The sequence below is a fragment of the Geodermatophilus sp. SYSU D01186 genome, from assembly GCF_054050215.1.
On sequence record NZ_JBJGYW010000002.1, the window covers coordinates 235,141 to 260,820 of the forward strand.

Below are 25,680 nucleotides of genomic sequence, written 5' to 3' on the forward strand. Positions count from 1 at the left end.
CGCCTCAGCCTGTCACCTCCGCGGCCACGGGGTCGGACAGCGGCAGGTCGGCGACCTGGCGCAGGGAGTCCCCGCCGTCCGGCCGGCGCTCGCAGACGAACAGCCGGAAGCGCGCCTCGCGGCCGTCGAGCACCAGCTCACCGAGCTGGTTGCCGAAGAAGGGTCCGGCGATCTTCGCCCAGCGCAGCTCCGAGGGCCGCACGCGGGCCAGCCGCGCCATGCCGGTGGTCAGCCGCCGTGCCCAGCGGCTCCAGCCGATGCGGAAGCCGACCTTGATCGGGTGCGGCGCCTGGTTGTGCAGCGGGGAGACGGTCAGCTGGTGCACCCGGGTGGTCAGCCCGCCGGGGGAGACGAGCTCCGCGGCGTAGGCGTGGTGGACGTCGCCGGAGAGCACCAGCGCGGTCACCGGCGCCCGGCCGTGCTCCCCGCGGGCCACCGCGACCAGCGCCCGGCCCAGCCGCTCGAAGGAGTCCCCGAACGCTGCCCAGTGCTCCAGGTCGGCAGCCTGCCGCAGCTGCTCCGACAGCCATCCGACGGGCCCGCCGAGGTGCCGGCCGTTGAGCGTCTCGTTCCACCGCTCGAGCTCGTGGATGGCGTGCGGCAGCAGCCACGGCAGCGACGTCCCGAGGACCAGGTGCTCGACCCCCTCGTCGACCGCGCGGCGCAGCGCCGCCTCCACCCAGGCGAACTCCTCGTCGTCGACCATCCGCCGCTGGTGCTCGTCGAGCACCCGCCCGGCCCGGCTGTCGACCATGACCATGCGGGCCTCGCCCCAGTGCCGCACGAAGCTCCAGCGGACCGACCGGGGCTCGGTGTCGGCGGCGTCGGCCATGGCCCGCAGGACCGGCTCGGCGTCGCCCGGGTACTCGTTCACCGCCTGCCACGTCGCGTTCTCCGCCAGCTCCTGCGGGCTGAGGTTGCCCAGGTGCTGGTACACCCAGTAGCTGACCAGCCCGCCGCTGATCCGGTGCTCCCACCACTCCTTGCCGGTCACCCTGCGCCGCCAGGCGGCCGAGCTGTTCCAGTCGTCGATCATCTCGTGGTCGTCGAAGATCATCGAGGACGGGATCGTCGACAGCAGCCAGCGCACCTGCGGGTCGCTCCAGGACTCCGCGTAGAGGCGGGTGTACTCCTCGAAGTCCGCGACCTGGCTGCCGGCCGGCGCGTGCTCGCCCCGGCGCAGCGACAGCCACCGGCGGGTCGCTCCCGTCAGCTCGTCGGCGTACACCTGGTCACCGAGCAGGACCAGCGCGTCGGGCCATTCGCCCTCCGGGAGCTGGGCGAGGCGGGCGGCGTAGGTGTCCAACGCGTCCGGCGGGATGCCCTCGTCGACGTCGACCGTGCTGTGCGTGGCGTAGCGGCAGGACCCGAAGGCGATGCGGAAGGGCCCCGGTCGGCCCGGCGTCCGGATGCGGCTCGGCGGGAAGGTCGAGGCGGCCTCCGGCCACACCCGGTCGCCGTCGAGGCGGACGTCGTAGGGCGTGGTGCTGCCCGGTTCCAGGCCCTCGACGAGGACGAGCGCGAAGTGGTGCCCCCCGACGGTGAAGGTGTCGGCGCTGCGACCGAGCACCGTCACCTGGCACGGCCGGTCGGTCTCGACCCACACGGTGGCCGAGACGGGGTCGACGTGCCGCAGCAGCGGTCCGAGCAGGATGACCGGGGACTCCCGGCCGGGCAGCGGCATGCCGACCAGCCTGGCCCACGGACCTGGATTCCGCCCAGACCTGGCCGTACGTGGGCTGGGAGACTGACCCCATGGAGTTCGTGCTGATCGCGGTCGCGATCCTCGTCGTCGCGCTGGTCCTCGGGGTCAGCCTGCTCGTCGGCCGCGGCCGCCGCACCACCCGCCTGGACGAGGACGCCGCCCTCGGCACGACCCTCACCAGGCCGCGGCCCCCCGCACCGGCCGAGGCCGCCCCGCCCACCGAGCAGGCGCAGCCCGACACCGTGCAGCCGGAGGCGCCGCCGGTCCCAGAGGCGCCGCTGCCCCCGGCCGAGCCCGAGCCGGGCCTGGTCTTCGAGACCCCGCCCCCCTCGGCGGGCCGGCTGGTGCGGCTGCGCTCCCGGCTGGCCCGGTCGCAGTCCTCCCTGGGCCGCGGCCTGCTCACCGTGCTGGCCCGCGAGCGGCTCACCGAGGACGACTGGGAGGAGGTCGAGGAGACCCTCCTGGCTGCCGACGTCGGCATCGCGGCCACCACGCAGATCGTCGAGCGGCTGCGCACGCAGTCGCTGGTGCTGGCCACCGCCTCGGGCCCGGAGCTGCGCCGGCTGCTGGTCCGGGAGCTCACCGCCGTGCTGGGGCCCGACCTCGACCGCGCGCTGGCCGTCGACCGCCACGACGGCCGGCCGGGTGTGGTGCTGGTGGTCGGCGTCAACGGCGCCGGCAAGACGACGACGGTCGGCAAGATCGCCCGCGTGCTCGTCGGGGACGGCAAGAGCGTCGTGCTGGGCGCCGCCGACACGTTCCGCGCCGCCGCCGCCGACCAGCTGGAGACGTGGGGCGAGCGGGTCGGCGTCCTCACCGTGCGCGGGCGCGAGGGGGCCGACCCGGCGTCGGTCGGCTTCGAGGCGGTGCGCACCGGTGTGGAGGCCGAGGTGGACACCGTCGTCGTCGACACCGCCGGCCGGCTGCACACCAAGGGCGGCCTGATGGACGAGCTCGGCAAGATCAAGCGGGTCGTGGAGAAGGTCTCGCCGGTCACCGAGGTGCTGCTGGTGCTCGACGCGACGACCGGCCAGAACGGCGTCGTCCAGGCGCGGGTGTTCACCGAGGCCGTCGACGTCACCGGCGTCGTCCTGACCAAGCTCGACGGCACCGCCAAGGGCGGGATCGTCGTCTCGGTGCAGCGGGAGCTCGGCATCCCGGTGAAGCTGGTCGGGCTGGGGGAGGGCGCCGACGACCTCGCGCCGTTCGAGCCGGAGGCGTTCGCCGAGGCGCTCGTGGGTGGCGCCGACTAGGGGACGTTGGCCGGGTCGAACCCGTAGGGCAGCTCCAGCCGGTGCCGGGCCAGCATCCCGGTGTCGGCCAGCAGCTCGCGGGTCGGCCCGTCGGCGACCACGACCCCGCCGTCCAGGACCACCGACCGGGGACACAGCTGCAGGGCGTAGGGCAGGTCGTGGGTGACCATCAGCATGGTCACCGGCAGGCTCGTGAGCACCTCGGCCAGCTCCCGGCGTCCGGCCGGGTCGAGGTTGGACGACGGTTCGTCGAGCACCAGGATCTCCGGGTGCATCGACAGGACGGTGGCCACCGCGACCCGCCGGCGCTGCCCGAAGGACAGGTGGTGCGGCGGGCGGTCGGCGGACCCGGCCATGCCCACCTGGTCCAGCGCGGCGGCGACGCGGGCGGCCACCTCGGTCTCGGGCAGGCCGAGGTTGCGCGGGCCGAAGGCGACGTCCTCGCCGACGGTGGGCATGAACAGCTGGTCGTCGGGGTCCTGGAAGACGATGCCGACCCGCCGCCGGACCTCCTGCAGATGGCGCTGGTCGACCGGCAGCCCGGCCACGGCGACCGATCCCCGGCCGCCGCGCAGGATGCCGTTGAGGTGCAGCACCAGGGTGGTCTTGCCCGCGCCGTTGGGCCCGAGCAGCGCCACCCGCTCGCCCGGCTCGATCCGCAGGTCGACGCCGAACAGGGCCTGGTGACCGTCGGGGTAGGCGAAGGCGAGGTCCTCGACGCGGAGGGAGGGCTCCGGGGGCGAGGAGCCCAGCGGGGACGGTGCGGCGGTGTTCACCCGAGGAGGAGACCAGATGCGAGGACGGCCCCCGCGGCCAGCGGCAGGGCGAGGGCGGACAGCCACGCCTGCGCGGGCACCGCGGCGACCGGGCCGCTGGGCATCCGCCCGGTGTAGCCGCGCGACAGCATCGCCAGGTGCACCCGCTCGCCGCGCTCGTAGGAGCGGATGAACAGCGAGCCGGCCGCGGGGCCGAGCACCCGCAGCGCGCCCACGTGGCGGCCGCGGAACCCGCGGGACTCCCGGGCCACCCGCATGCGGCGCAGCTCGCCGCCGACGACGTCGGCGTAGCGGAACATGAACATCAGGATCTGCACGAGCACCGAGGGCAGCCGCAGCCGCTCCAGGCCGCGCACCAGCGCCCGGGGCTCGGTGGTGGCCGCCAGCACGGTGGCGGCGAGCACCGAGAGGGTCGCCTTGGCCAGCAGCCCGCCCGCGGCGGTCAGCCCGCTCTCCGACAGCGAGAGCCCGAGGACGTCGACCCGGGGCCCGCGCGCGACCAGCGGCAGCAGCAGGGCGAACAGCACGAAGGGCACCTCGACGACCAGGCCCCGGGCCAGCCGCCGCGGGCCGATGCCGGCGAGCGCGGCGGCGCCGAGCACGAGGGCGAGGTACCCGGCGTAGGCGGCCCAGGCCCACGGCGCGTGCACCGGGGTGGCCACCACGACCAGGGCGAACCCGAGGACGGCGACGAGCTTCAGGTGCGGCTCCAGCCGGTGCACCGGGCTCGCGCCGGCGAGGTAGGCGGAGCCGAGGGCCCCGCCGTGCCCGGCACCCACGTCAGTCGCCGGTGCCGGCGGGCTCCCGGCCGCGCCGGCGGACCAGCACGGTGACGCCGCCGGCGAGGACCAGGGTGACCGCGACCCCGACGACGCCCGCGAGACCACCGGAGAGCCGGCTGTCGTCGACCCCGGCGACGGCGTAGTCGGCCAGCGGGGAGTCGGCCGTGGCGCTGTCGCGCGCGGTGTCGAGGAAGCCCTCCTGCTCGGCCGACCACTCCAGCCCGTCGGGGTGGGAGCTCGCGTAGTAGCTGCCGACCCCGGCGATGAGCAGGGTCACCACCAGCCCGAGGAGGAGGCCGGTGGTCCGGCGGGAGACGGTCATCGGGGGCCTCCCGTGGTCGTCGTCGGACGCGGGGCCAGCTGCGCGACCGTGCGCAGGCAGCGCGCCCCCCAGACGAGGTCGGGCCGGACGGTGAGGACCGCACCGAGGACGGCGACGCTGATCGCCGCCTCGCCCAGGCCGATGAGCAGGTGGATGCCGCCCATCGTGGCGGCCACGGTGCCGATCGGGACGTCGGCGACGCCGCCCACGGCGAACAGGGCGACGAAGGCCAGCGCGGCCGCGGGCACCGACAGGAAGGCGCCCACGCCGGCCGCCGTCAGCACGCCGGTGCGGGTGCGCGGCAGCACGGCCGACAGCAGCCGGAAGGCGCCGTAGCCCACGCCGACGGCGACCAGGCCCATGAGCGTGACGTTCGTGCCCAGCGCGGTGAGCCCGCCGTCGGCGAACAGCACGGCCTGCACCAGGAGGACGACGGTCATGCACAGCACCGCCGTCCACGGCCCGACCAGGACGGCGGTGAGCGCGCCGCCGATCAGGTGACCGCTGGTGCCTGCGCCGACGGGGAAGTTCATCATCTGGACGGCGAAGACGAAGGCGGCGGTGAGGCCGGCCAGGGGAGCGGTGCGCTCGTCGAGCTCGCGGCGCGCGCCGCGCAGGGCCACCGCGACCGTGCCGGCGGCCACGACCCCGGTGGCCACGGACGTCGGGGCGTCCAGGAACCCGTCCGGGACGTGCACGCTGCCTCCTGGGGATCAGTCGTCGGTGGGGACGCGACCTGCGCCGCCGCGACCTTATTGCACCCCCTTCGCAATTGCACACGGGTCGCAACAAGCGCGGTACGGCCGCGCCGGGGGGGCTCCGCAACACGGCTGGAACACGAGGGCCGGACACGCGGGCCGGAGTTCACCGTCCGGAAACAGCGACACGTCGTCCCCGGAAACAGGCGCGCGGCACGGTGAACGCCACGTCGCCCCTCGCTGGAGGGGTGACCGTCCGAGCCCCCGGCCCCGGCGTGACCCCACGCCGACGCCACCCCGTGGCCCCGCCACACCGATCCCGTCAGGAGGTTGCCGTGGACACCGGCGACACCGCCTGGGTTCTCATCAGCGCCGCACTGGTGCTGTTCATGACCCCGGGTCTGGCGCTCTTCTACGGCGGCATGGTCCGCGCGAAGAGCGTGCTCAACATGATGATGATGAGCTTCGGCGCGCTCGCCCTCATCGGCGTGCTCTGGGTGCTCTACGGCTACTCGATGGCCTTCGGCGACGACGTCGGCGGCGGTCTGCTGGGCGACCCGTTCGAGTTCTTCGGGCTCTCCTCGCTGATCGGCACCGGCGGCCTCGACGCCGCCTTCGCGCCGGAGAACCTGGTCTTCACCATCCCGTCGCTGGCCTTCGTCGCCTTCCAGGCGGTGTTCGCGATCCTCACCGTCGCGCTGATCTCCGGTGCCATCGCCGACCGCGCCCGCTTCGGCCCGTGGATGGTCTTCGCCGGCATCTGGGCCACGATCGTCTACTTCCCGGTCGCCCACTGGGTGTTCGCCTTCAACGGGGCGGAGTCGGAGACCGGCGGCTGGATCGCCAACGACCTGCTGGCCATCGACTTCGCGGGTGGCACGGCGGTGCACATCAACGCCGGTGCCGCCGGCCTGGCGCTGGCCCTGGTGCTCGGCAAGCGGCGGGGCTTCGGCCGCGACCCGATGCGCCCGCACAACCTGCCGCTGGTCATGATCGGCGCCGGCATCCTCTGGTTCGGCTGGTTCGGCTTCAACGCCGGCTCCGCGCTGTCGGCCAACGGCCAGGCCGCCGAGGTCTTCGTGACCACCCTCGCCGCCACCGGTGCGGCCACCCTCGGCTGGCTGCTCACCGAGAAGCTGCGCGACGGCCACGCCACCTCGCTGGGCGCCGCCTCCGGCGTCGTCGCGGGCCTGGTCGCCATCACCCCGGCCTGCTCCTCGGTGACCCCGCTCGGCGCGATCCTCGTCGGCCTGATCGCCGGCGTGCTCTGCGCCCTCGCGGTGGGCCTGAAGTACCGGCTGGGCTACGACGACTCCCTCGACGTCGTCGGCGTCCACCTCGTCGGCGGCCTGTGGGGCACCCTCGCGGTCGGCCTCTTCGCCTCCGCGGCCACCACGGCCGGTGTCGACGGGCTCTTCTACGGCGGTGGCCTGGACCAGCTGTGGCGGCAGGCCATCGGCGCGTTCGCGGTCCTCGTCTACTCGTTCGTCCTCACCCTGGTCATCGGGTTCGTCATCGCCAAGACGATGCGCTTCCGGATCACCGAGGAAGAGGAGGTCAGCGGCATCGACGGCGCCGTGCACGCTGAGACCGGCTACGACCTCGCCTCGCTCGGGGGCGGTGGCGGCGGCGCTGCGACACTCACCGCGCAGGCGCACGCCGAGGCGCGCAACACGGAAGGGATCCGGGCATGAAGCTCGTCACCGCCATCGTCAAGCCGTTCAAGCTGGACGACGTCAAGAACGCCCTCGAGCTGATCGGGATCGCGGGGCTGACCGTCAGCGAGGTCCAGGGCTTCGGCCGCCAGCGGGGCCACACCGAGGTCTACCGGGGCGCGGAGTACCAGGTGGACTTCGTGCCGAAGGTCCGCATCGAGGTCGTCGTCGGCGAGATCGACGCCGCCCGGGTGGTCGACGCCATCGTGGAGGCGGCGTCCACCGGCCAGATCGGCGACGGGAAGGTGTGGGTGACGACGATCGACGAGATCGTCCGGGTCCGCACCGGTGAGCGCGGCGCCGACGCCCTGTAGCGCCCGGCAGGACAGCACGACGAGCCGGCCGGGGTGGTGGGAGGACCCGCCACCCCGGCCGCCGTCGTTTCTCGGTCAGGAGCAAACCGGAGGGGGAGACGTGCTGGACACCGGGTCGCTGCCCGCACTGCCGCGGGCGCGGCGGGGCGAGGAGCTGGACGCCTGGCTGGCCGGACTGCTGGACGAGGCCGTCGCGGGCACGCCGGCGCCGCGCGGGAAGCGGGGGGCGCCGCCGCCACGGACGGGCACCGAGGGGCTCGCGCTGGTCGCGGTCGGCAGCCTGGGCCGTCGCGAGCTCCCGCCCCACGGGGACCTCGACCTCGTGCTCGTGCACGACGGCCGACCGGAGATCGCCGCCCTCGCCGACGCGGTCTGGTACCCGATCTGGGACGCCGGGCTGCGGCTGGACCACTCGGTGCGCACCGTGGCCGAGGCGGTCGGGGTGGCCTCCACCGACGTCAAGGCCGGGCTCGGGCTGCTCGACGCCCGGCTGGTGGCCGGTGACGCCGACCTCGCCGCGGCCCTGCGCACCGCCACCCTGGCCAGCTGGCGCCAGTCGGCGTCCCGGTTGCTGCCGCAGCTGCGCGACCTGCGCCGCGGCCGCGCCCGGCAGGTCGGCGAGCTGGCCTTCCTGCTCGAGCCGGACCTCAAGGAGGCCTACGGCGGGCTGCGCGAGGGCCAGGTGCTCCGTGCGGTGGCCGCGGCCCAGCTGGCCGACGAGCCCACCGCCGAGGCGGAGACGGCCTACGCCTTCCTGCTCGACGTCCGCGACGAGCTGCGCCGGCGCTCGGGCCGGGCGACCGACGTGCTGGTCCGCCAGGAGCAGCGGCCGGTGGCCGTGGCGCTCGGGCTGCCCGACGAGGACGCGCTGCTGCGCGAGGTGAGCCTGGCCGGCCGGCGGCTGGCGTTCGTCGCCGACGAGACGTGGCGGCGGGTGGAGGCGGCCCTCGTGCGCCGTCCCCGCGGCCGCTACCGGCGGGTGCGGCGGGAGCCGCTGGCCGAGGGCGTGGTCCGGCAGGGCGACGAGGTCGTCCTCGCCCGGGACGCCCGCCCGGCCGCGGACCCGGGGCTGGTGCTGCGCGGTGCGGCCGCGGCCGCCCGGGTCGACCTGCTGCTGTCGCCGTACACCCTCAAGGTGCTCGCGGTGCACTCGCCGCCGGTGCCCGAGCCGTGGCCGGCGGAGGTGCGCTGGTCGTTCCTCCGGCTGCTGGCCAGCGGCCGGCCGGCGGTCGCGGTGCTCGAGCAGCTGGACCAGGAGGGACTGCTGTCGCGGTTGCTCCCCGAGTGGGACCGGATCCGCTCCCTGCCGCAGCGCCACCCCTGGCACCGGTTCACCGTCGACCGGCACCTGGTGGAGGCGGCCGCGGCGGCCGCGGAGCTGACCCACGACGTCGACCGGCCCGACCTGCTGCTCGTCGGCGCGCTGCTGCACGACCTCGGCAAGGGCTGGCCCGGTGACCACAGCGTCGTCGGGGAGCCGATCGCGGCGGCGGTCGCCACCCGGATGGGTTTCTCCGAGGCCGACGTCGCCACGCTGGCCGCGATGGTGCGGCACCACCTGCTCCTCCCCGACACCGCCACCCGCCGCGACATCGACGACCCCGCGACGGTCGACCGGGTCGCGGCGACGATCGGCCACGACCCCGCGCTGCTGCAGCTGCTGCACGCCCTGGCGCAGGCCGACGGCGCCGCGACCAGCTCCTCGGCCTGGAGCCCGTGGAAGGCCCACCTCGTGGCGGCGCTGGTCGCGCGCGTGCAGGGGCGGCTCAGCGGTGTCCCCTCCCGGGAGCAGGAGCCGGTGCTGCACCCGGTCGAGCCCCAGGTGAGCTCCGCGCCGGTGGACCTGCCCGGGGGCGCGGGTGGGGTCACCGTGGGGGTCGAGGACGTCGCCGACGGCCAGCAGGTCACCATCGGCGCCCCCGACCGGCCCGGCCTGTTCAGCTCGCTGGCCGGGGTGCTCGCGCTCAACCAGCTCGACGTGCGCGCCGCGAAGGTCAACGTCGTCGAGGGCCGGGCCACCGCCGTGTTCGCCGTCCGGCCGCGGTTCGGGCGGGTGCCGGTGCCCTCGATCCTGGCCGACGCCGTCCGCGCGGCCCTGGAGGGGACGCTGCCGCTGGCCGACCGGCTGCGGCAGCGCGAGGCCGACTACCGGCAGGACGCCGGACGGTCTGCCCCGCCGCGGATCTCCTGGCACAACGGCGAGGTGACCGGGGACGCCACCGGAATCGTCGAGGTGCGGGCGAGCGACCGGGCCGGGCTGCTGTACCGGCTCACCGCGGCCCTCGCCGGGGAGGGGCTGGACGTGACGTCGGCCCGGATCGAGACCCTGGGCGCCGACGCGGCCGACCACTTCTACGTCAGCAACCCCTCCGGGGTGCCGATCGACGACGCGCAGCGGACCCGCGTGGAGGCCGCCCTGGCCGTCGCCGTCCGCGGCGGGGCGGCCGAGCCGGTGGCGGACACGCCGCACTGAGTTGCGCGGTTCTGTCGGTACCCCGTGTCACCGTCGCGGGCGAGTGGGACGGAACGGTCCCACCGACGCGGAGGGGGTTTCGCTGATGGGCCACCGGTCCTTCGAGATCGCGACGGCCGAGGGGCGCGTGTGGCGCTGCGCGGCCTGCGGGGACGACCGGGAGTTCGTGCAGCCGCCGTGCGTCGACGGGCACGCCGAGGACGGCGGGGAGTGCCCGGAGTGGGCCTGCGCCGACTGCGGTGCCGCGGTGGTCGCCGGCTCCGGTGCCGCCGTCGTGGCCGCGTCCGTCGCCCGGGCGGCCTGAACCGGCCTGCCCGGCCCGCAGGAGACCGGCATCCGGCCGGCGCTCGTTAGGCTGGTCGGGAGGTGGCGCGACGGTGCCGGGGTCCCCCGGGTGCCGGAGCCGAGCAGCCGGTCGGTCCGACCGGCGGGCCGCGCCCGCGACGTACCCGAGGACGTGCTGTGTTCGAGACCCTCTCCGACCGCCTGGACAAGGTCTTCAGCGGCCTGCGCGGCAAGGGTCGGCTCACCGATGCCGACATCGACGCGACCGCGCGCGAGATCCGCATCGCGCTGCTGGAGGCCGACGTCGCCCTGCCGGTCGTGCGGGCGTTCATCACCGCCGTCAAGGAGCGGGCCCGCGGCGCCGACGTCTCCCAGGCACTCAACCCGGCGCAGCAGGTCATCAAGATCGTCAACGAGGAGCTCATCGAGATCCTCGGCGGGGAGACCCGGCGGCTGCGCCACGCCAAACAGTCGCCCACGGTCATCATGCTCGCCGGTCTGCAGGGCTCCGGTAAGACGACGCTGGCCGGCAAGCTCGGCCGCTGGCTGAAGTCCCAGGGCCACACCCCACTGCTGGTCGCCGCCGACCTCCAGCGGCCCAACGCGGTCAACCAGCTGTCGATCGTCGCCGGCCAGGCCGGGGTCGACGTCTTCGCGCCCGAGCCGGGCAACGGCATCGGCGACCCGATCCGGGTTGCCGCGGACTCCGTCGAGCACGCCCGCCGCACCATGCACGACGTCGTCGTCGTCGACACCGCCGGCCGGCTCGGCATCGACGCGGAGCTCATGGCGCAGGCCGCCGGCATCCGTGACGCCGTGCAGCCGGACGAGACGCTGTTCGTCGTCGACGCGATGATCGGTCAGGACGCCGTCACCACGGCCGAGGCCTTCCGCGACGGCGTCGGGTTCAGCGGCGTGGTCCTGACCAAGCTCGACGGTGACGCCCGCGGTGGTGCCGCCCTGTCGGTCCGCTACGTCACCGGCCAGCCGATCATGTTCGCCTCCACCGGCGAGAAGCTGACCGACTTCGACGTCTTCCACCCCGAGCGGATGGCCTCGCGCATCCTCGGCATGGGCGACGTGCTGACCCTCATCGAGCAGGCCGAGCAGGCGTTCGACGCCGAGCAGGCCGAGCGGATGGCCGGCAAGCTCGCCTCGCGGGAGGGCTTCACCCTCGAGGACTTCCTCGAGCAGATGATGGCGATCCGCAAGATGGGCCCGATCGCCAACCTGCTCGGCATGCTGCCCGGCGCGGGGGCGATGAAGGAGCAGCTCAAGCAGGTCGACGACCGCGACCTGGACCGCACCGCGGCGATCATCCGCTCCATGACGCCGGAAGAGCGGGTCAACTCCAAGATCATCAACGCGTCGCGGCGGGTGCGCATCGCCAACGGCTCGGGCGTGACCGTCACCCAGGTCAACCAGCTGCTGGAGCGCTTCGCCCAGGCCCAGAAGATGATGGGCCAGATGGCCGGCAGCATGGGCCTGCCCGGCGTGGGCCCCATGTCGAAGAAGGCGCGCGGCCGGCAGATGCAGGCCCAGACCCGCGGCAAGGGCAAGAAGGGCAAGGGCAAGGGGAAGGGCGGTCCCGCCCGCCGGCCGACCGGTGCGCCGGCCCTGCCGCCCGGTGCCGGCTTCCCCGGTGCCGGCTTCCCCGGCGGGATGCCGTCGCTGCCGCCCGGTCTGGCCAACGGCCAGGGGCTGCCCGATCTCACCAAGCTGAACTTCGACCAGCCGGGGGACGAGCGGCGGTGACACGGGCTCGGCTCCGCCCCCGGTCCGCTCCTCGCTCGCCGGCGCTCGCTGCGGTGCTCCCGCCGGCGTCGACTCGCGCGTCCCGGTGAGCGGGCCGGCCCTGCACCTGTCCGGTGTGGTGCTCCCCGAGGGGGAGCACCGGGATCTGTGGGTGCGCGACGGCCGGATCACCTCCGAACCGGTGCCGGGGGCCGAGACGGTCAGCCGCGGCGGCTGGCTGGTGCCGGGGCTGGTGGACGCGCACTGCCACGTCGGCATCGGCCCCGAAGGGGTGGCCGTCGAGGACCTCGCCGGTCTGCGGGAGCAGGCGCTGGCCGAGCGGGCCGCGGGCGTGCTGGCACTGCGCGACTGCGGCTCGCCGGTCGACACCCGGGTCCTCGACGGCGAGCGCGACCTGCCGCACATCGTCCGCGCCGGCCGGCACCTGGCCGCACCCCGCCGGTACATCCCCGGGCTGGCCGTCGAACTGGCCCCCGACGACCTCGCCGCCGGGGTGCGCGTGCAGGCCCGCCGCGGCGACGGCTGGGTCAAGCTGGTCGGCGACTGGATCGACCGGGGGGTCGGTGACCTCGCCCCGGAGTGGCCGGCCGACGCCGTGGCCGCGGCGATCGCGACGGCCCACGAGGAGGGGGCGCGGGTCACCGCCCACACGTTCGGCACCGACGCGCTGCCCGACCTCATCCGGGCCGGCATCGACTGCATCGAGCACGGCACCGGGCTGACCGAGGAGCTCATCGGGGAGATGGCCATGCGCGGTACCGCCGTCGTCCCGACGCTGGTCAACGTCGAGAACTTCCCCGAGTTCGCCTCCGCCGGTGAGGCGCGGTTCCCGTCCTACGCGAGCACGATGCGGCGGCTGTACGCGTCCTCGGGCGCCGTCGTCCGTGCGGCGTACGAGGCAGGGGTGCCGGTGTTCGCCGGCACCGACGCCGGGGGCGGCATCGCGCACGGCCGGATCGCCGACGAGGTGCGCGCCCTCGCCGGCGCGGGGCTCCCGGCCGAGGCGGCGCTGGCCGCCGCGTCGTGGGCGGCACGCGACTGGCTCGGGCTGCCGTGCATCGAGGAGGGCGTCCCGGCCGACCTCGTGGTGTACGAGACCGACCCGCGGGCCGACCTGGACACCCTGGCCCGCCCGCAGCTGGTCATCCTGCGCGGGACGCGGGTCGCGTAGCGGTGGACCCGGCGCGGGGCCCGGAGGGTCCCCGGCGGGGACACGGGGCGAGCTCCGCGGCGCCGGGGACGGCACGAGGCCGCGGTGTCGGCCGGTGGGCCGACGGATCACGCCGCAGGCGGGCCCAGGTCGAGGGTGACGGTCGTGCCGGCGGGGGAGGCGCCCACCCGCATCGTGCCGCCGGAGCCCTCGGCGGTCCGGCGGGCGATGTCCAGCCCGAGCCCGGTGGAGCCCGCGCCGCTGTGCCCCCGAGCGACCGCGGTCGCCGGCAGACCCGGACCGTCGTCGGCCACCGTCACCTCCGCACCCCCGCCGTCCCGGGGGCGGACGGCGACCCGCAGGCCGGTGCCGTCGGGGGTGTGCGCGAAGACGTTGCCGAGCAGCGCGTCGACGGCGGCACCGAGGTCCGCGGTCGCGACCCGGACCGGCAGGGGCTCCTCCGGGAGGTCCACGGTGAGCGCGCGGTCCTCCTCCTCGGCCAGCACCGACCAGAACCGCACCCGCTCGCCCACGACGGCGACCGCGTCGCAGCCCGCGCCGAGCCCCTCCCGCACCGGGCGCCGGGCCTCGGAGATCACCTCGTCGATGCCGCGGGTGAGCGCGTCGACGTCACCCGCGATCCGATCGCGGTCGGCCGGCGGCAGCGCCTCGACGTCCAGCCGCAGCGCGGTGAGGGGCGTGCGCAGCCGGTGCGCCAGGTCCGCGGCGGCCTCCCGCTCCGCGGCCAGCAGCTCACCGATCCGGCCGGCCAGCCGGTTCACCGCGACGCCGACCTCGCGCACCTCGTCCGGCCCGGCCGGGGTCACGCGCGCCGACAGGTCGCCGCTGCCGAGCCGGTGGGCCGTCGTCGCCAGGTCGGTGACGGGGCGGGTGAGCGAGCGGGCCAGCAGGTCGGCGACCAGCAGGGCGAGCACCAGCAGGACGGCGCCCAGTCCGCCCAGCACCAGCCACGTCCGCGGGACGTCGGCGCGCAGCTCGGCCGCCGGCACGAACACCTCGACCACCGCCGTCCCGCCCTCGCGGCGGACCGGCTGGAGCAGGTGGACGCCGTCGTCGCTCTCGCGCTGTTCCGCGCCGGCCGGGGCCGGACCGGCACCCAGCACGCCCTCCGGCCCCAGCCACGTCCCGTCGCTCCAGCGCACGGTGACCGCGCGGCCGTCGTCGACGGCGAGCGCGGACGCCACCTCCTCGCGCTCGTCGAGGCCGACGCTCGGGATGAGCGCCTGCAGCCGCGCCTGGGCGGTGTCCACCGCCCGCGCCTCGGCCACGCGCGCGACCAGGACCGCCGCGGGCAGGAGGAACGCCAGCAGGACGACCGACGTCGTCGCCGCCACCAGCAGGGTGATCCGGCGCCTCACCGTTCGGGCTCGGTCAGGCGGACGCCCACCCCGCGGACGGTCTGCAGCAGCCGGGGCTCGGCGGCGGACTCGCCGAGCTTGCGGCGCAGCCACGACAGGTGGACGTCGACGGTCTTGTCCGACCCGCCGTAGGGCAGCTGCCACACCTCGGTGAGCAGTTCCCGCTTGGACACCACGGTGCCGGGGCGGGCGGCCAGGTAGGCGAGCAGGTCGAACTCCTTGGGGGAGAGGTCGACCGGTGCGCCGGCGTGGGTGACCCGGCGGCTGCGGGGGTCCACGGTGAGGTCGCCGACCGTCACCGGCTCCGGCCCGCTCTCCACCCCGGAGGCGCGCCGCAGCACCGCGCGGATGCGGGCCTCGAGCTGGCCGGCGGAGAACGGCTTGACCACGTAGTCGTCCGCGCCCGCGTCCAGGGCGGCCACCACGCTGCCGTCGTCGTCCCGGGCGGTGGCGACGATGACCGGGACCGCCGACACCGCGCGCAGCATGCGCAGCAGCTCGCCGCCGTCGAGGTCGGGCAGGCCGAGGTCGAGGACGACGAGGTCCGGCCGCTCCTCGACCGCCAGCTGGAGCCCCGCCAGCGCGGTGCCCGCCGAGCTGACGGCGTGCCCGCGTTCTCGCAGGGCCCGGATCAGGGCGGTACGGATCCGCTCGTCGTCCTCCACGACCAGGAGCTGGGCCACGGCGGGACGCTAGCGCCGATCCGGCCCGTTCCGATGGCCCCCCACCCAGGGGGATGAGATCGGTCCCTGCCCTTGTCACGCTCTTGAGGTGGCCTTAACCGACCCGGCGACAGAGTCCTCGCCATGAAGCGAATCGTGGCCTTCGGAGCTCTCTGGACCGCGTCGGCGGCTTCGGCCGTCGGGCTCGGGTTCCTCGCCGTCTCCTTCGTGGACGCCGACCGGACCCCGCTCGCCCAGCCGGCCGCCGCCACCGGGTCGGCGGCCTCGACCCCTTCCGTGCCGAGCGCGGAGGCCGACTCCACGCCGGCTCCCCAGCCCGACCCGCCCGTCGCGGCGCCGGCGTCCGGGGAGTACGTCACCGTCGGCGGCACCATCTACGCCTCGTGCGACGGCGGCGTGCTGCAGCTGGCCGCGGCGCCGGCGGTGGGCTGGTGGCTCGACGACCAGGACGCCGGCGGGGAGGTGGAGTTCGAGAGCCCGTCCCAGAAGGTCGAGGTGCACGTCGCCTGCACCGACGGCGCGCCGTCGTTCTTCGACGAGGGCGTGCGGTCCGACGACAACGAGCCGGAGGACTCCAGTCCGTCGTCGGCGTCCTCCTCGCCGAGCGTCTCCGCGCCTGCGGGGGCGGGCGTGGACGACTCCGCCGGCCGCGTCGGCGGGGGGCACGGCTCCGACGACCCGCCCGGTGACGACTCCGCGGGCCGGGTCGGCGGCGGTCACGGGTCCGACGACGGCCCCGGTGACGACCGCGGGCGCGGCCGCGGCAGCGACGACTGAACGGAGCTGTCGTCCGACTAGTTGTGAGTGGGCAGTCGGTGTCGCCGACGCGCGCGGACACGCCGGTCACGGCGGCGCCAACTGCCCACTCGCGCTGATCGGTCGGCACCTGGTCGCGGGTGGGCCCGTCGCGGGGGGCCGGAGGCCCTCCCGGCGGGGACACGGGGAGGGCTCCGCGGCGCTGCGGGAGGGCACCTGGTCGCGGTGTCGGCCGGTAGGCCGACAATGTCGTCGTGCTGTTGCGGATGTCGACCCTGTTCCTGCGCACCCTGCGTGACGACCCCGCCGACGCGGAGGTGCCGAGCCACCGCCTGCTCGTGCGGGCCGGCTACATCCGGCGCGCGGCTCCCGGCGGCTTCACCTGGCTGCCCCTGGGCTACCGGGTCTTCCGCAACGTCGAGCGCGTCGTCCGCGAGGAGATGGACGCGATGGGCGCGCAGGAGGTGCACTTCCCGGCGCTGCTGCCGCGGGAGCCCTACGAGGCGACCGGCCGCTGGACCGAGTACGGCGACAACCTGTTCCGGCTCCAGGACCGCCGCGGCGTCGACCACCTGCTCGGTCCCACGCACGAGGAGATGTTCACGCTCCTGGTGAAGGACCTGTACTCGTCGTACAAGGACCTCCCGCTGTCGCTGTACCAGATCCAGACCAAGTACCGGGACGAGGCGCGGCCGCGGGCCGGGCTGCTGCGCGGCCGCGAGTTCACGATGAAGGACAGCTACTCCTTCGACGTCGACGACGCCGGCCTGGACAAGTCCTACGCCGCCCACCGCGACGCCTACATCAAGATCTTCGACCGGCTCGGCCTGGAGTACGTGATCGTCTCCGCGATGTCCGGCGCGATGGGCGGGTCGAAGAGCGAGGAGTTCCTCCACCCGACCGACATCGGCGAGGACACCTTCGTCCGCTCCGCCGGCGGCTACGCCGCCAACGTGGAGGCGGTCTCCACCGTCGTCCCCGACGCGATCCCGCTGGACGGCCTGCCCGAGGCCCACGTCGAGGACACCCCCGACACCCCGACCATCGAGACGCTGGTGGCGGTGGCGCAGCAGCTGTTCCCGGACGCCGGGTACACGGCCGCCTCGACGCTGAAGAACGTCGTCGTCACGCTGGTGCACCCCGACGGCACCCGCGAGCCGCTGGTCATCGGCATCCCCGGCGACCGGGAGGTCGACGCCAAGCGCCTGGAGGCGCAGGTCGCCCCGGCCGAGGTGGAGCCGTTCACCGAGTTCGAGAAGCACCCGGAGCTGGTCAAGGGCTACATCGGTCCGCAGGTGCTGGGCACCGACAGCGCGTCGGGCATCCGCTTCCTCGTCGACCCGCGGGTCGTCCCGGGCACGCGCTGGATCACCGGCGCCAACGAGGCCGGCAAGCACGTGTTCGACCTCGTCGCCGGCCGCGACTTCAGCTGGGACGGCGTCGTCGAGGCCGCCGAGGTGCTGCCGGGTGACCCCGCGCCCGACGGTTCCGGCCCCCTCGAGCTGGCCCGCGGGGTGGAGATCGGTCACATCTTCCAGCTCGGCCGCAAGTACGCCGAGGCACTGGACCTGGAGGTGCTCGACGAGAACGGCAAGCTGGTCACGGTGACGATGGGCTCCTACGGCATCGGCGTCTCCCGGGCCGTGGCCGCGATCGCGGAGTCCACCCACGACGAGCTCGGCCTCGTGTGGCCGCGCGAGATCGCGCCGGCCGACGTGCACGTGGTCGCCACCGGCAAGGACGCCGCGGTGTTCGAGGCGGCCGAGGCCCTGGCCGGCCAGCTGGTGGGTGCGGGGCTGACCGTGCTCCTCGACGACCGTCCCAAGGTGTCGCCCGGCGTGAAGTTCAAGGACGCCGAGCTGCTCGGGATGCCGACGATCGTCACGGTCGGCCGCGGCCTGGCCGAGGGCGTGGTCGAGCTGCGCGACCGGGCGACCGGGGAGCGCGAGGAGGTGCCGGTCGCCGACGCCGCGACCCGCGTGCTGGCCGCCGTCCGCGGCTGAGCGGTCAGCCCCGCACCAGCGCCCGGTACCGGGAAGGCGTCACGCCGTAGGCCGCCCGGAAGGCGCGACCGAAGACCGATGGGTCGGCGAACCCGCAGCGGTGCGCGACGGCGGTGAGCGGTAGCTCCCGCGCGCCGCTGCGGGCCAGCTCCTCGCGGGCCCGCTCCAGGCGCCGCCGCTGGACGTAGCGGGCCACGGTGTCCTCCTCGCCGGCGAACAGCCGGTGCAGCTGCCGCACCGAGACGAAGTGGGCGGCCGCGATCGAGCGTGGGTCGAGGGCGGCGTCGGCCAGGTGCTCTTCCACGTGCGCCCGCACGGCCGCCATCAGGTCGCGGGCCGACCGCGCCGTCCCCGGCTGCGGTACCCCCGCGCCGGCCGCGGTGGTGACCAGCTCGAGCAGCTCCCCGGCGAGACGGTCCCCGGGGTCGGCGTCGCCGGCGTCGTCGCTGTGCACCAGGTCGGTCAGCATGCGGCCGAGCACCCCCGTGAGCCCGCGCCGGCCGTCCATCCGCCGGGCGGTGAGGGCGTGCGCGGGCACCGCCGGGTCCGGCCGGCACCAGGTGAGCACCAGCAGCGACCAGGACGGCGACCCCGGCGCGGCCCGCAGCTCCCAGGTGAACGGGCGGTCGGTCACGTAGAAGGCGTAGTCACCGGGGTGCAGCCGGCAGTCGCGCCCGTCCTGCTGCAACCGGGCCGCGCCCCGCTCGAGCAGCCCGACCTGCACGAAGTGCCGCGGATCCGTCCGCGCCAGGCCGGCGGTCCGCCGGGCCAGCTGGTCGACCGACCGCACCCGCGACAACTGCAGCGACCCCACGGTCCGGCTGTGCACCTCGCCGTCCAGGAGGTCGTCGGTGGCGGGGGAGACGTCGAGGTCCACGAAGTGCTCGCCGAGCAGGTCCCGCCAGGACCGGACCCCGGCGGAGCGGGCGGTCGTCGATGTCGGCATGGCGGCCTCGCTGACGGTCGGCCGCGCGGGGCTGCGCGGCACCGGTCCGGACCAGGCGGATCCGAGGGGAGGCTGCCACGCCGCGCAGCCAGGCGGAAGGCACGGGCGTTCCGGCGCTGGACGTCGAGGACCTGGCACGCGACGTCGAGGCCGTGGCCCGCCGGCGCGCCACGATCGGCGGCACCGGACGCCTTCGGGGTCCGCCCCCGAGCGAGGAGGCCACCATGACCCTGACCGACCTGCCGATGCCCGGGACGAAGACCGTGCACGGGGCCTGCCCGTGCGACTGCCCGGACACCTGCGCGTTCGACGTGACGGTCGTGGACGGCGTCGCCACCCGCGTGCGGGGCGCCCGGTCGCACCCGTTCACCCGCGGCGGGCTCTGCGTGAAGCTGAACGACTACGAGCGCACCGTCTACAGCCCCGACCGCGTGCTGCACCCGATGCGGCGGACCGGCCCCAAGGGCAGTGGCCGGTTCGAGCGGATCACCTGGGACGCCGCGCTGGACGAGATCGCCGCCCGCTTCACCGAGATCGCGCAGACCTCCGGCCCGGAGGCGATCATGCCGGTGAGCTACCTGGGCACCCAGGGCATCCTCAACGGCCTCAACGTCGGCGACCCGTTCTTCAACCGGCTGGGTGCCACCATCAGCGAGCGCACCTACTGCGACTCGGGCTCGTGCACCGCGTACGCGATGACGGTGGGCGCGACCGCCGGCGTGGATCCCGAGTCGTTCGTGCACGCGCGCTACATCGTCATCTGGGCCAACAACATGCTCAGCACCAACCTGCACCTGTGGCCGTTCGTCGCCGAGGCGCAGCGCCGGGGCGCCAAGGTCGTCGTCATCGACCCGGTCCGGCACCGGACGGCGGCGCACGCGGACTGGTACATCCCCATCCGCCCGGGCACCGACGGCGCGCTGGCGCTGGCGATGATGCACGTGATCATCGGCGAGGGACTGACCGACGAGGACTACGTGGCCCGGTACACCGTGGGCTTCGAGGAGCTCGCCGAGCGGGTCCGGCAGTACACCCCGGAGTGGGCCAGCGGCGAGACCGGCATCCCGGCCGAGGACATCCGCACCCTCGCCCGCGAGTACGCGGCGGCCAGCCCGTCGGTCATCCGCATCGGCGTGGCGATCGAGCGGCACGCCGGCGGCGGGCAGACCGTGCGGGCGATCTCCTGCCTGCCGGCCCTCACCGGGGCGTGGCGGAAGCCCGGCGGCGGGCTGCTGCAGCTGCCGCTGTGGGCCTTCCCGGTGAACTGGCCGGCGTTCCTCGGCGCCGAGTTCATCCGTCCCGGCACCCGCGTGGTCAACCAGTGGCTGCTCGGCCGCGCGCTGACCGGGAAGCTCGAGCTGGACCCGCCGATCCGGGCGCTGATGGTCTACAACAGCAACCCGCTGGTGGTCTGTCCGGAGCAGGACGAGTTGCTGGCGGGGCTGGCACGGGAGGACCTGTTCACCGTCGTCAGCGAGCACTTCATGACCGACACCGCCGACTTCGCCGACATCGTGCTGCCGGCCACCACCCAGCTGGAGCAGCGCGACCTGATGTTCTCGTGGGGCCACCTCTACGTGACAATGAACCTCCCGGCGATCGCCCCGCTGGGGGAGGCGGTGCCCAACACCGAGCTGTTCCGCCGCCTGGCCGCGCGCATGGGCTTCACCGAGCCGGTCTTCACGCGCACCGATGAGGAGATGGTGGCGGCGGCGTTCGACTGGTCGTCCCCGGTGCTGGAGGGCATCACGCCGGAGACGCTCGAGCGCGACGGGTGGGCCCGGCTGCGGCTGCCCGGCCCCGACGAGTACGCGCCGCACGCCGAGGGTGGCTTCCCGACGCCGTCGGGGAAGGTCGAGTTCCTGTCCTCGGCCGCCGCCGGCGGGAACTTCGTGTTGCCGCTGTTCCGTCAGGGCTGCACCGACCACCAGTCCGGCGAGCCGGTCGACCCGTTGCCGCACTACGTGCCGCCCCGCGAGGCGCCCGGCTCCGGGCCCTACCCGCTCACGCTGCTGTCACCGAAGTCGCACGCCTACCTCAACTCGAGCTTCGCCGACCGGCCGGGGCAGCAGCGGGTGCAGGGCGGGGACACCGTCGTCCACGTGCACCCGGCCGACGCCGCGGCCCGGGGGCTGGCCGACGGCGCGCCGGTCTGCGTGGTCAACGACCGCGGCCGGTTCGCCGCCCGGCTGCACGTCACCGACGACGTCGCTCCGGGCGTGGTGGTCTCGCCGATGGGCGGCTGGCGCAAGCACGCCGGCGGCGCCACGGTGAACGCGCTGAGCCCCTCGGTCTTCGCCGACCTGGGCCGGGCGCCGACGTTCTCCGACAACCTCGTCGACGTGCGGCCGGCCTGAGCACGACCGGCCGGAGAGCCGGCTCGGCGGGATCTGGCATGATGGTGGGTCGAACACGGCGGTGGGCGGCCCTCTCACCGTTGCCGGCCGTGTCCAGCCGCACCGCCCCCGGCGTACCCCCACGCGCCGCACGGGCGGGCACACGACCTGCGTTCGAGGAGAACACCACACACCGTGGCCACCAAGATCAAGCTCATGCGCCTGGGCAAGATGCGCGCGCCGTACTACCGCATCGTCGTCGCCGACGCCCGCACCAAGCGGGACGGCCGCTCGATCGAGACGATCGGCAAGTACCACCCGAAGGAGGACCCCTCCTACATCGAGGTCGACTCCGAGCGGGCGCAGTACTGGCTGGGTGTCGGCGCGCAGCCGACCGAGGCCGTCGCCGCCATCTTCCGGGTCACCGGTGACTGGCAGAAGTTCAAGGGCGAGCCGGCCCCGCCGCCCATGAAGGTCGCCGCCCCGAAGCCGGACAAGAAGGCCCTCTACGAGGAGGCCGTCCGCAACTCCGGTGCCGAGGAGCCGGCCACCGGCGCCACCACGCCGAAGAAGAAGGCCGCTCCCAAGGCCGACGACGCGGCCGCCGCCGCCGAGACGCCCGCCGAGTAAGACGTGCTCGAAGAGGCGCTCGAGCACCTGGTCAAGGGCATCGTCGACCACCCCGAGGACGTCACGGTCGACCTGCTCAGCAACCGCCGCGGCAAGACCCTCGAGGTCCGGGTGCACCCCGACGACCTCGGCAAGGTCATCGGCCGTGGCGGCCGCACCGCCAAGGCGCTGCGCACCGTGATGACCGGCGTCGGGGGGCGAGGCCTGCGGGTCGACGTCGTCGACACCGACGGGCGCTGAGCGCCTGCCCTCGTTGAGCACTGAGAACGATCCCACCGACACCGTGGTGGTCGGCCGCATCGGCCGGCCCCACGGTGTCCGTGGTGAGGTGACCGTCGAGGTCCGCACCGACGACCCCGACCTCCGGTTCGTCCCCGGGGCGGTCCTGCGGACCGATCCCGCCGAGCGCGGGCCCCTCACCGTCACCGGACGGCGGTGGCACCGCGACGTGCTCCTCCTGCAGTTCGAGGGCCCCGGCGGCCGCGTGGTCGACAGCCGCGAGGCCGCCGAGGAGTACCGCAACACCGAACTGCACGTCCCGGTCACCGACCTCCCCGAGCTCGAGGACCCGGACGCCTTCTACGACCACCAGCTGGTCGGCCTCAGCGCGCGCCTGCCCGACGGCACCGTCCTCGGCGAGGTCGTCGCCGTGCGGCACGAGGGCGCCGACCTGCTCGTCGTCCGCCGGGTCGAGGGCGGCCAGCTGCTCATCCCGTTCGTGACCGCGATCGTGCCCACCGTCGACCTGGCCGGTGGCGTCGCCGTCGTCGACCCGCCGGAGGGTCTGCTGGACCTGTGAGTGCCTTCCGCGTCGACGTCGTCACGATCTTCCCCGAGTACCTGTCCCCGCTGCGCCAGTCCCTGCTGGGCAAGGCCGCCGAGCGCGGACTGGTCAGCATCGGCGTGCACGACCTGCGGCAGTGGACCGACGACCTCCACCGCACGGTCGACGACTCCCCGTACGGCGGCGGTCCCGGCATGGTCATGCGCCCCGAGCCGTGGGGCCGGGCGCTGGAGGCGGTCCGCCCGCCCGGTACCCGGCTGGTCGTGCCCACCCCCGCCGGGCGTCCCTTCACGCAGGCCACGGCGGCGGAGTGGGCTCGTGAGCCGGGTCTCGTCTTCGCCTGCGGCCGCTACGAGGGCATCGACCAGCGGGTCGCCGACTGGGCGGCCGACGCCGGCCCCGTGTCCGAGGTCTCGATCGGCGACTACGTGCTCGCCGGCGGCGAGTCCGCCGTCCTGGTCATGGTGGAGGCGGTCACCCGCCTGCTGCCGGGCGTGGTGGGCAACCGGGAGTCCGTCGAGTACGACTCGCACGCCGACGGCCTCCTGGAGGGGCCGTCCTACACCCGTCCGGCCTCGTGGCGGGGACACGACGTCCCCCCGGTCCTGCTCTCCGGCGACCACGCCGCGATCGCGAGGTGGCGGCGCGCGGAGTCGCTGCGCCGGACCGCGGCCCGCCGTCCCGACCTCCTGGCCGCCCTCCCCGACGACGCGCTTGCGCCCGCCGACCGCGCGGTGCTGGACGAGCTGTGACCGACCGCCCGTGGGTGCGCCCGACCGCGCGGGTCGTCGTCCTGGACCCCGCCGGCCGGGTGCTCCTGCTCGGCGCCCGGCTGACCGACCCCGCCGTCCCGCCGGGTGACGTGCTGTTCTGGTACACGCCCGGCGGCGGCGTGGAGGACGGCGAGAGCGTGCGCGACGCCGCCGTCCGGGAGCTGGCCGAGGAGATCGGGCTGGTCGTGGCCCCCGCCGCGCTCGAGGGCCCGGTGTGGTTCCGGCGACACGTCGGCCCCTTCGCCGGGGTGCAGATCGACTCGCGGGAGACCTTCTTCGTCCTGCGGGACGTCGTCCACGAGATCGACCCGAGCGGCCGCACGGAGCTGGAGCTGCTGGGGGAGGAACCGCACCGCTGGTGGAGCGCCGCGGAGGTCGCGGAGGCGGCCGTGGACTTCGCGCCGCGGGAGCTCGCCGCGCTGCTCCCGGAGCTCCTCGCGGGCCCGTGGACGGGGCCGCCGCGCTTCGTCGCCTGAAGATGTGGCACAGTAGAGAGCTGCTGCGGACCGTCGGCCCCTCGACGGGAGCTCCTCCCGGAGCGCAGCTCCCCGGATCGGACAGCCGGGGCCGCTCGCTGTCCGCACCGTGAAGACGTAACCGCTAGGACAGGACTGCCGAGATGAACACCCTGGACGTACTCGACGCCGATTCGCTGCGCGACGACATCCCCGAGTTCCGCCCGGGCGACACCGTCAAGGTGCACGTGCGCGTCATCGAGGGCAACCGCTCGCGCATCCAGGTCTTCCAGGGTGTGGTCATCCGCCGTCAGGGCGGTGGCATCCGGGAGACCTTCACCGTCCGCAAGGTCAGCTTCGGTGTCGGCGTGGAGCGCACCTTCCCGGTGCACACCCCCGTCGTCGAGAAGATCGAGGTGCTGACCCGCGGTGACGTGCGCCGCGCCAAGCTGTACTACCTCCGCGAGCTGCGCGGCAAGGCCGCCAAGATCAAGGAGAAGCGCGAGACCGTCTCGCGCTGACACGCTCTCCGGCCGGGTCCCGGCCTGACCGCGGCGGGTCTCCCGCGCCGTACGCTGGCTCTCGATGAGCAGTGACCGGCCCGGGTGGCCCGCCGACGTCGTTCCGGAGGGCGAGGAGCCCCGCGGGGCCGCAGCCGACGGGTCCGCCAGGAGTGGCGGCATCGGCGACGACACCGGGCCGGTGGCCCCCGTCTCGCGCCGGCAGCGCCGGCGGGAGCGGCAGCAGGCGCCGAAGAAGGGCTCGCTGCTGCGGGAGCTGCCGGTGCTGCTGCTCGTGGCGTTCGTCCTCGCGCTGCTGGTGAAGACCTTCCTGGTGCAGGCCTTCTTCATCCCCTCGGGGTCGATGGAGCAGACGCTGCACGGCTGCCCCGGGTGCACCGGTGACCGGGTCTTGGTCAACAAGGTGCCGTACTGGTTCGGCGAGCCCGAGCCCGGCGACATCGTCGTCTTCGAGGGGCCGGACACCTGGTCACCCGAGGTCGACGTCGCCGAGCCGGGCAACTGGCTCTCCGGTGGGCTGCTGTGGCTGGGGCGCGCGGTGGGCGTGGCCCCGCCCAGTGAGGACGACTTCGTCAAGCGGGTCATCGCCACCGAGGGCCAGACCGTGCAGTGCTGCGACCCCGAGGGGCGGGTCACCGTCGACGGCGAGCCGCTGGACGAGCCCTACATCTACCAGGACTCCCCGCCGGAGCAGCGCGCGTTCGGCCCGGTCACCGTGCCGGAGGGCCGGCTGTGGGTCATGGGTGACCACCGGTCGGCGTCGGCGGATTCCCGCGTCCACGTGGGCGACCGCCACGCCGGCACGATCGGTGTGGACGACGTCATCGGCAAGGCCGCGCTCATCGTCTGGCCTCTGGAACGCTTCGACACGCTCGGCTCGCCCGACATCCAGGGCCTGGAGGCCTCGGCGCCGGGGGCGGGGCAGGCCGTGCCGGAGTCCGGTGCGACGGCGCTGGCCGCCCCCTACGCGCTCGGCCTGGTCGGTGCCGTGCCCGTGGCCGCCTGGCGACGACATCGACGCCGGCGCTGATCCGCTCCACCGCCGTCCGAGACCCGCCCTCCCGCTCCCGGGGAGGGCGGGTCTCGTCGTCCCGGCGCCGTGATACGCATTCGAAGAATGGCGTCGCCATGTCGACATCTGTTCACCGGTCACCTTTCCGGTGATTCTCGTGTGACGACGACTACG

25 protein-coding genes are annotated in these 25,680 nt (G+C 74.8%); 17 read left to right on the plus strand and 8 right to left on the minus strand.

Translation table 11 applies throughout. The features are described 5' to 3' along the window. Positions 1 to 4 precede the first annotated feature (4 nt). A complete protein-coding gene (locus ACI784_RS02550) occupies positions 5 to 1,684 on the minus strand; it encodes an alkaline phosphatase D family protein (RefSeq protein WP_456922139.1) in 1,680 nt (559 codons plus the stop codon). A 71-nt stretch (positions 1,685 to 1,755) separates the two neighbouring features. On the opposite strand from ACI784_RS02550, the gene ftsY reads away from it, so the two are divergent. After that, complete coding sequence (gene ftsY, locus ACI784_RS02555) at positions 1,756 to 2,958, plus strand: signal recognition particle-docking protein FtsY (RefSeq protein WP_457012430.1); 1,203 nt, start codon at positions 1,756 to 1,758, stop codon at positions 2,956 to 2,958. Here the strand turns inward: ftsY and ACI784_RS02560 are convergent. From ACI784_RS02560 to ACI784_RS02575, 4 genes are read right to left on the minus strand one after another with little or no spacing between them, the layout of a single operon-like run. Beyond that, the gene (locus tag ACI784_RS02560) at positions 2,955 to 3,734 is read right to left on the minus strand and encodes an energy-coupling factor ABC transporter ATP-binding protein (protein ID WP_457012431.1); all 780 of its coding nucleotides are present in this window, start codon (positions 3,732 to 3,734) and stop codon (positions 2,955 to 2,957) included. The two genes, ftsY and ACI784_RS02560, sit on opposite strands and share 4 nt — an antisense overlap. Continuing rightward, positions 3,731 to 4,513, minus strand: a complete 783-nt coding sequence (gene cbiQ, locus ACI784_RS02565) for a cobalt ECF transporter T component CbiQ (RefSeq protein WP_457012432.1) — start codon at positions 4,511 to 4,513, stop codon at positions 3,731 to 3,733. Before cbiQ ends, ACI784_RS02560 begins: the two co-directional genes overlap by 4 nt. 1 nt (position 4,514) lies before the next feature. Next, entirely contained in the window at positions 4,515 to 4,838 is a 324-nt protein-coding gene (locus ACI784_RS02570; protein ID WP_457012433.1) for a PDGLE domain-containing protein, read from the minus strand. Continuing rightward, positions 4,835 to 5,536: an energy-coupling factor ABC transporter permease gene (locus tag ACI784_RS02575; RefSeq protein ID WP_457012434.1), complete on the minus strand. Its 702-nt coding sequence runs from the start codon at positions 5,534 to 5,536 to the stop codon at positions 4,835 to 4,837. The genes ACI784_RS02570 and ACI784_RS02575 overlap by 4 nt, the downstream gene beginning before the upstream one ends. A 335-nt stretch (positions 5,537 to 5,871) precedes the next feature. Here ACI784_RS02575 and ACI784_RS02580 point away from each other — a divergent pair, with 335 nt between their 5' ends. From ACI784_RS02580 to ACI784_RS02605, 6 genes are all read left to right on the plus strand, one after another. Further along, positions 5,872 to 7,230, plus strand: coding sequence for an ammonium transporter (locus ACI784_RS02580; protein WP_456922133.1), 1,359 nt, complete (start codon positions 5,872 to 5,874; stop codon positions 7,228 to 7,230). Continuing rightward, complete coding sequence (locus ACI784_RS02585; RefSeq protein ID WP_097208882.1) at positions 7,227 to 7,565, plus strand: P-II family nitrogen regulator; 339 nt, start codon at positions 7,227 to 7,229, stop codon at positions 7,563 to 7,565. The genes ACI784_RS02580 and ACI784_RS02585 overlap by 4 nt, the downstream gene beginning before the upstream one ends. Positions 7,566 to 7,665: 100 nt before the next feature. Next, positions 7,666 to 10,038, plus strand: coding sequence for a [protein-PII] uridylyltransferase (locus ACI784_RS02590; RefSeq protein WP_457012435.1), 2,373 nt, complete (start codon positions 7,666 to 7,668; stop codon positions 10,036 to 10,038). An 85-nt stretch (positions 10,039 to 10,123) separates the two neighbouring features. Beyond that, on the plus strand, positions 10,124 to 10,342 hold the full coding sequence (locus tag ACI784_RS02595; RefSeq protein WP_456922131.1) for a hypothetical protein: 219 nt from the start codon (positions 10,124 to 10,126) through the stop codon (positions 10,340 to 10,342). A 158-nt stretch (positions 10,343 to 10,500) separates the two neighbouring features. Then, entirely contained in the window at positions 10,501 to 12,078 is a 1,578-nt protein-coding gene (gene ffh / locus ACI784_RS02600) for a signal recognition particle protein (RefSeq protein ID WP_457012436.1), read from the plus strand. 85 nt (positions 12,079 to 12,163) lie between these two features. Then, positions 12,164 to 13,249, plus strand: coding sequence for an amidohydrolase family protein (locus ACI784_RS02605; protein WP_457012437.1), 1,086 nt, complete (start codon positions 12,164 to 12,166; stop codon positions 13,247 to 13,249). A 107-nt stretch (positions 13,250 to 13,356) separates the two neighbouring features. Here the strand turns inward: ACI784_RS02605 and ACI784_RS02610 are convergent, their stop codons facing one another. Beyond that, complete coding sequence (locus ACI784_RS02610; protein WP_457012438.1) at positions 13,357 to 14,607, minus strand: HAMP domain-containing sensor histidine kinase; 1,251 nt, start codon at positions 14,605 to 14,607, stop codon at positions 13,357 to 13,359. Beyond that, complete coding sequence (locus tag ACI784_RS02615; RefSeq protein WP_456922127.1) at positions 14,604 to 15,290, minus strand: response regulator transcription factor; 687 nt, start codon at positions 15,288 to 15,290, stop codon at positions 14,604 to 14,606. Before ACI784_RS02615 ends, ACI784_RS02610 begins: the two co-directional genes overlap by 4 nt. Before the next feature lie 123 nt (positions 15,291 to 15,413). Between ACI784_RS02615 and ACI784_RS02620 the strand changes: the two genes are divergently transcribed. Further along, positions 15,414 to 16,067 carry a hypothetical protein gene (locus ACI784_RS02620; RefSeq protein WP_457012439.1) on the plus strand — a complete coding sequence of 218 codons (654 nt, stop codon included), beginning with the start codon at positions 15,414 to 15,416 and terminating at the stop codon, positions 16,065 to 16,067. Between the two features lie 233 nt (positions 16,068 to 16,300). Further along, positions 16,301 to 18,049: a proline--tRNA ligase gene (locus ACI784_RS02625; RefSeq protein ID WP_457012440.1), complete on the plus strand. Its 1,749-nt coding sequence runs from the start codon at positions 16,301 to 16,303 to the stop codon at positions 18,047 to 18,049. A 4-nt stretch (positions 18,050 to 18,053) separates the two neighbouring features. Here the strand turns inward: ACI784_RS02625 and ACI784_RS02630 are convergent, their stop codons facing one another. Next, positions 18,054 to 18,995: a helix-turn-helix domain-containing protein gene (locus tag ACI784_RS02630; protein WP_457012441.1), complete on the minus strand. Its 942-nt coding sequence runs from the start codon at positions 18,993 to 18,995 to the stop codon at positions 18,054 to 18,056. A gap of 224 nt (positions 18,996 to 19,219) precedes the next feature. On the opposite strand from ACI784_RS02630, the gene ACI784_RS02635 reads away from it, so the two are divergent. The 8 genes from ACI784_RS02635 (at position 19,220) to lepB (ending at position 25,524) form a co-directional block, all read left to right on the plus strand. Next, complete coding sequence (locus ACI784_RS02635) at positions 19,220 to 21,352, plus strand: molybdopterin-containing oxidoreductase family protein (protein ID WP_457012442.1); 2,133 nt, start codon at positions 19,220 to 19,222, stop codon at positions 21,350 to 21,352. 174 nt (positions 21,353 to 21,526) lie between these two features. Beyond that, positions 21,527 to 21,961: a 30S ribosomal protein S16 gene (rpsP, locus tag ACI784_RS02640; RefSeq protein ID WP_456922122.1), complete on the plus strand. Its 435-nt coding sequence runs from the start codon at positions 21,527 to 21,529 to the stop codon at positions 21,959 to 21,961. Positions 21,962 to 21,964: 3 nt separating this feature from the next. After that, positions 21,965 to 22,201: an RNA-binding protein gene (locus ACI784_RS02645; protein ID WP_012949998.1), complete on the plus strand. Its 237-nt coding sequence runs from the start codon at positions 21,965 to 21,967 to the stop codon at positions 22,199 to 22,201. A gap of 13 nt (positions 22,202 to 22,214) precedes the next feature. Further along, entirely contained in the window at positions 22,215 to 22,760 is a 546-nt protein-coding gene (rimM, locus tag ACI784_RS02650) for a ribosome maturation factor RimM (protein WP_457012443.1), read from the plus strand. Further along, positions 22,757 to 23,497 carry a tRNA (guanosine(37)-N1)-methyltransferase TrmD gene (trmD, locus tag ACI784_RS02655; RefSeq protein ID WP_456922120.1) on the plus strand — a complete coding sequence of 247 codons (741 nt, stop codon included), beginning with the start codon at positions 22,757 to 22,759 and terminating at the stop codon, positions 23,495 to 23,497. Before rimM ends, trmD begins: the two co-directional genes overlap by 4 nt. Then, entirely contained in the window at positions 23,494 to 23,994 is a 501-nt protein-coding gene (locus tag ACI784_RS02660; protein WP_457012444.1) for an NUDIX hydrolase, read from the plus strand. Before trmD ends, ACI784_RS02660 begins: the two co-directional genes overlap by 4 nt. Before the next feature lie 143 nt (positions 23,995 to 24,137). Continuing rightward, entirely contained in the window at positions 24,138 to 24,494 is a 357-nt protein-coding gene (gene rplS / locus ACI784_RS02665) for a 50S ribosomal protein L19 (protein WP_012949994.1), read from the plus strand. 64 nt (positions 24,495 to 24,558) lie between these two features. Next, entirely contained in the window at positions 24,559 to 25,524 is a 966-nt protein-coding gene (gene lepB / locus ACI784_RS02670; protein WP_457012445.1) for a signal peptidase I, read from the plus strand. Positions 25,525 to 25,680 lie beyond the last annotated feature (156 nt).

Bases quoted from the DNA above. Each gene is read 5' to 3' on its own strand.
- ACI784_RS02635 (WP_457012442.1), top strand. From the start codon at position 19,220: ATGACCCTGACCGACCTGCCGATGCCCGGGACGAAGACCGTGCACGGG.
- rplS (WP_012949994.1), top strand. From the start codon at position 24,138: ATGAACACCCTGGACGTACTCGACGCCGATTCGCTGCGCGACGACATC.
- ftsY (WP_457012430.1), top strand. From the start codon at position 1,756: ATGGAGTTCGTGCTGATCGCGGTCGCGATCCTCGTCGTCGCGCTGGTC.
- ACI784_RS02550 (WP_456922139.1), bottom strand. From the start codon at position 1,684: ATGCCGCTGCCCGGCCGGGAGTCCCCGGTCATCCTGCTCGGACCGCTG.
- ACI784_RS02585 (WP_097208882.1), top strand. From the start codon at position 7,227: ATGAAGCTCGTCACCGCCATCGTCAAGCCGTTCAAGCTGGACGACGTC.
- ACI784_RS02570 (WP_457012433.1), bottom strand. From the start codon at position 4,838: ATGACCGTCTCCCGCCGGACCACCGGCCTCCTCCTCGGGCTGGTGGTG.
- ACI784_RS02620 (WP_457012439.1), top strand. From the start codon at position 15,414: ATGAAGCGAATCGTGGCCTTCGGAGCTCTCTGGACCGCGTCGGCGGCT.
- ACI784_RS02595 (WP_456922131.1), top strand. From the start codon at position 10,124: ATGGGCCACCGGTCCTTCGAGATCGCGACGGCCGAGGGGCGCGTGTGG.
- lepB (WP_457012445.1), top strand. From the start codon at position 24,559: ATGAGCAGTGACCGGCCCGGGTGGCCCGCCGACGTCGTTCCGGAGGGC.
- ACI784_RS02630 (WP_457012441.1), bottom strand. From the start codon at position 18,995: ATGCCGACATCGACGACCGCCCGCTCCGCCGGGGTCCGGTCCTGGCGG.